This is a genomic window from Bacillus sp. SIMBA_008 (genome assembly GCF_046535495.1).
Classification (GTDB): domain Bacteria; phylum Bacillota; class Bacilli; order Bacillales; family Bacillaceae; genus Bacillus; species Bacillus subtilis.
Map to the genome: position 1 here is coordinate 1 of NZ_JAWRWL010000152.1, position 343 is coordinate 343.

Below are 343 nucleotides of genomic sequence, written 5' to 3' on the forward strand. Positions count from 1 at the left end.
TGATAAAGCGTATCTTCATCTTTTGTTTTTTCAATGTGATATTGCATCTTTTTAAAAAACCATTCAATTTCGTTCAAATCAACCATCGGGTAATATTGAATTTTATAAAGATTCTCTTCATCAAGGACGTCCAATTCAAATATGGCTTCAAGTTCTTCTTTACTTAAATGAACTTCAGAAAGTTCATATTCACCTTCTGCTGCTTCCTCATCAATTGTGTACTCAGCTGTATAAAGCCCCTGAATGAATTCATCAAAGGAATCTGCTAATTTAAAGTCTTCTTCCATCTCAACATCAAAATAATGAATTGCAGGATTCTCTTTCGTTTTTCGATAATCCATCG

1 pseudogene is annotated in these 343 nt (G+C 32.4%); it reads right to left on the minus strand.

The features are described from left to right. A pseudogene (locus tag SB658_RS22585) lies at positions 1-343 on the minus strand (SMI1/KNR4 family protein); the annotation flags it as partial.